The organism is Mesorhizobium sp. Cs1321R2N1, from assembly GCF_037179725.1.
GTDB lineage: Bacteria > Pseudomonadota > Alphaproteobacteria > Rhizobiales > Rhizobiaceae > Mesorhizobium > Mesorhizobium salmacidum.
Window position 1 is genome coordinate 1 of the sequence record NZ_JAPYKP010000260.1, and the last position, 3,451, is coordinate 3,451.

Annotated in this window: 5 protein-coding genes; 3 read left to right on the plus strand and 2 right to left on the minus strand. The window is 63.2% G+C overall.

The window, feature by feature from the left end; all coding sequences use genetic code 11:
- The first annotated feature begins 182 nt into the window (after positions 1 to 182).
- From O7A61_RS31550 to O7A61_RS31560, 3 genes are all read left to right on the plus strand, one after another.
- Positions 183 to 701 (plus strand): RrF2 family transcriptional regulator, encoded by a 519-nt coding sequence (locus O7A61_RS31550; protein WP_337133074.1) that lies wholly within the window; start codon positions 183 to 185, stop codon positions 699 to 701.
- A gap of 28 nt (positions 702 to 729) precedes the next feature.
- Positions 730 to 1,188: a carboxymuconolactone decarboxylase family protein gene (locus O7A61_RS31555; RefSeq protein WP_337133075.1), complete on the plus strand. Its 459-nt coding sequence runs from the start codon at positions 730 to 732 to the stop codon at positions 1,186 to 1,188.
- A gap of 69 nt (positions 1,189 to 1,257) precedes the next feature.
- Complete coding sequence (locus tag O7A61_RS31560; protein WP_337133076.1) at positions 1,258 to 1,635, plus strand: DoxX family protein; 378 nt, start codon at positions 1,258 to 1,260, stop codon at positions 1,633 to 1,635.
- Positions 1,636 to 1,679: 44 nt separating this feature from the next.
- Here the strand turns inward: O7A61_RS31560 and O7A61_RS31565 are convergent, their stop codons facing one another.
- Positions 1,680 to 2,402: an SDR family oxidoreductase gene (locus O7A61_RS31565; RefSeq protein WP_337133077.1), complete on the minus strand. Its 723-nt coding sequence runs from the start codon at positions 2,400 to 2,402 to the stop codon at positions 1,680 to 1,682.
- A complete protein-coding gene (locus O7A61_RS31570; protein WP_337133078.1) occupies positions 2,399 to 3,238 on the minus strand; it encodes an SDR family NAD(P)-dependent oxidoreductase in 840 nt (279 codons plus the stop codon). The genes O7A61_RS31565 and O7A61_RS31570 overlap by 4 nt, the downstream gene beginning before the upstream one ends.
- Positions 3,239 to 3,451: the final 213 nt, after the last annotated feature.

The following is a 3,451-nucleotide window of genomic DNA, read 5'->3' on the forward strand; positions in this document are numbered from 1 at the left end:
AGCAAGCCGCACCGTCCAAACCGTCTGCGACGCGATCGGCCAAATTCTCAACCGCATCACACCGACAGAATGCTCACACTACTTCGAAAACTCCGGCTATGACCGAAACTAATCTCATCACGCTCTATTGCAGATAAAGATTATCCACGATAAAAGATATCCATGAATTGGAGATTGGCATCATGAAGCTGGGCGAGGGCGTTGAAGCGGCCATTCACTGCGCGGCCACGCTGGCCAGTGTCGAGGGCAACAGCACGATGCCGGGCGCGGCCCTGGCGGAGGCCTTCGGCCTGTCGCCAAGCTATCTCCTGAAGCATCTCAACATGTTGAGCGCGGCGCGGATCCTGGAATCGGTGCCGGGTCCGGCGGGCGGCTACCGGCTGGCGCGGGCTGCCGAGCGCATCACGCTGCTCGACATCGTGCTGGCCGTCGAAGGGCGCGAGCCGGCGTTTCGCTGCGGCGAGATCCGCCGCAACGGTCCGGTCAAGATCGACGCCTCGGCCTATGTCAAACCCTGCGGCATCAATGCCGCGATGCTGAAAGCCGAGCGCGCCTACCGGGCAGCGCTCGCAGAGGTGAAGCTGTCCGACATCGTGGCGGACTACGCGGCGGAAGGCGACCCCAGATCGTTTGCCGCGAGCTGCGCCTTTGTCGAGCGTCATCAGCGGCCGCAGAAATCCCGTTCAACCAACCAAGCCTAACCTCCCCAAAGATGCGAAAGGAAAGACGATGAAACAGAGACTGCAGTTTTTCGCCAAGGCGCCGGAAATCATGAAGGCGGTGTCGGCACTCAACAAGGCGGTCGACGAATGCGGACTGGAGGTGAGCCTGCTGCACCTGATCAAGCTCAGGGCCTCGCAGATCAATGGCTGTTCCTTCTGCGTCGAGATGCACAGCCGCGAAGCCAAGCGCGACGGTGAGACCGAACAACGGCTCTATCTGGTCGCTGCCTGGAAAGAATCGCCGCTCTTCTCCGAGCGCGAACGCGCCGCCTTCGCCTGGACCGAGGCGGTGACGCTGATCGCCAAAAATGGTGTGCCGGACGAACTTTATGTCAGCACGCTCGAGCATTTTTCGGAAGAGGAACTGGTCAAGCTGTCCGTGGCGGTCGGCATGATCAACACCTGGAACCGGCTTTGCATCCCGTTCCATGCCATCCATCCGATGCCGGCCGCCAAGGCGGCCTGACCGTCCTGATGTCTATTGGAGCGCCGCCGAGGAAGGCGGCGCTTCTACTGTTTTCAAAGGGAGAGTTTAATGCCTGTCGATTTGCCTTCGACCTTGCTGTTTCTCGGCCGCCTGCTGCTCGGCGGCGCCTTTGTCTTCGCCGGCCTGCGCAACATCCAGAACGCGGCATTCCTGACCGGCCTGATGGCCGCGCGTGGCGTGCCACAGGCCCGGCTGGCGCTGTGGGCCGGCATTGTCCTGCAGATCATCGCCGGGGTGCTGGTGATGGCCGGCCTCTGCACCGCGATTGCCTGCACGGTGCTGGTGATGTTCCTGGTCGTGGCGACGCCAATGTTCCATAATTTCTGGGATCATCAGGGTCCAGACCGCGCAGCGCGCATCAATGGTTTCGTGGGCAATGTCGCGCTGAGCGGAGGGTTTTTGACGTTGATCGCGCAGTCGTTTTAGTTTGTTCATGGAACAGTGGTCGCCTGGCGACCATTGCCAAATGCTCAGGCCGCGAACCGCAGGCCGCCATCGCAGGTCAGCACCTGGCCGGTCATGAAGCTGTTGGAGACGAGGAAGGCTATCGCCGAGGCGACGTCCTCGGCACGACCGATGCGGCCGACCGGCGTTTTCCCCGCATATTCGGCAAAGACCGCCTGCCGCTGCTCAACCGGTAGAAAGTCCCACCATGGCGTGTCGATGACGCCGGGCGCAACGACGTTGACGCGCATCGGCTTCAGTTCCACCGCCAGGATCGGCGCGACGGTCAGCAGCATGCCGTTGATGGCGCCGATGCCGGCGACGCCTGGCATCGCGACTTGAGCCGACACCGCCGAAATGAATGTGACCGATCCGCTCTTGCTTAGCGTCGGCAAGGCGGCCTGCAGGCAAGACAGTTGCGGCCGCACCTTTTCGTCGACGCCCCCGCCGATGTCGGCAAGGTCGAGGGTTTCGAACGGACCAAGCCCCTTGCCGCCGCTGGCTGCCAGAACGAGATGGTCGAACGAACCGAGGCGCTCGAAGAACTGGCGTACCTCCTCCGGCTTCGAAGCGTCGAAGGCGGCCTTGTCGGCAGCGCCGCCAAGGCTCTTCCAGGCGCTGACGAGCTTGTCCTGGTTGCGGCCGGTGATGGTCACCTTCATGCCCGGGCCGAGCAGTTTGCGCGCTGTCGCCAGGCCGATGCCGGACGAGCCGCCGATGATGACCGTGTGTTCGGTTCTGTTGGTCATGACTGTTCTTCCTTCGATTTTGGCGACGCCGGCCCGACGAGTTGGAGGCTCAGGCTGCGCAATTGCTGTCTTGCCCTGGCGTCGTAGGCCTGGGCGTCGGCGCGGGATTCGCGCAGGCCGTCGAAATAGAGGCCGCTGCGGTTTTCGAGCGCGGATGAGGTGGCGAGGTTCAAGATAGCTTCGGCGCCGGTTTCGACGGAGCTCCACGGCGTCACGCCCGCCTGTCGGACCATGGTGGTGTTCATGTAGCTCGCCGGATGCAGCGCGTTGACGGTGACGCCGCTGCCGTCCAACTGCTCGGCCAGATCGACGGTGAACAGGATCTGCGCCAGCTTGCTCTGGCAATAGGCGCGCACGCCGCTATAGCCGCGGGTCAGCATGACATCGTCGAAATCGATCGCCTGCTGGCCGGCGGACGCGACATTGACGATGCGCGCCGGGGCGCTCGCCTTCAGCAGCGGCAGAAGCTCCGAGGTCAGCAGGAAGCCGGCGAGATAATTGACGGCGAAGCGCAGTTCGTGGCCATCGGCGCTTGTCTGTCGCTTGTCGCCGGCAGTGCCGACGCCGGCATTGTTGATGAGGATGTCGAGGCGGGTTGTGCTGCCGCGTACGGCCTCGGCGAGGCGTCTTACTTCCGCCAGCGAAGCGAGATCGGCCGCGAGAAACTCGGCCTTGCCGCCGGCAGCTTCGATGTCGGCGATAGCGGCCTTGCCGCGTGTGGCATCGCGGCCATGCACCAGCACCCGTGCGCCGGCGGCACCCAACCTTTGCGCCACGACCCGACCGACGCCGTCGGTCGAGCCGGTGATGAGGATGGTCTTGTCTTTCAATTCCATGTTCAGAGCCTCCTGTTGTTGCCCTGAACGCAAGATGGGGCGCTTCGCCCATGTCAAACAGTTCAAACTTTATCCTGGTATCAATACTGCTATAATGCCGGCATGAACGCTCCCGCTGCCTCCACCCGATCAGCCGACGAGAGCCGCCGGCGCGAACTCGGCGCCTTCCTGCGTTCGCGCCGGGAAAGGCTGGCGCCGTCGGCCACCGGCATC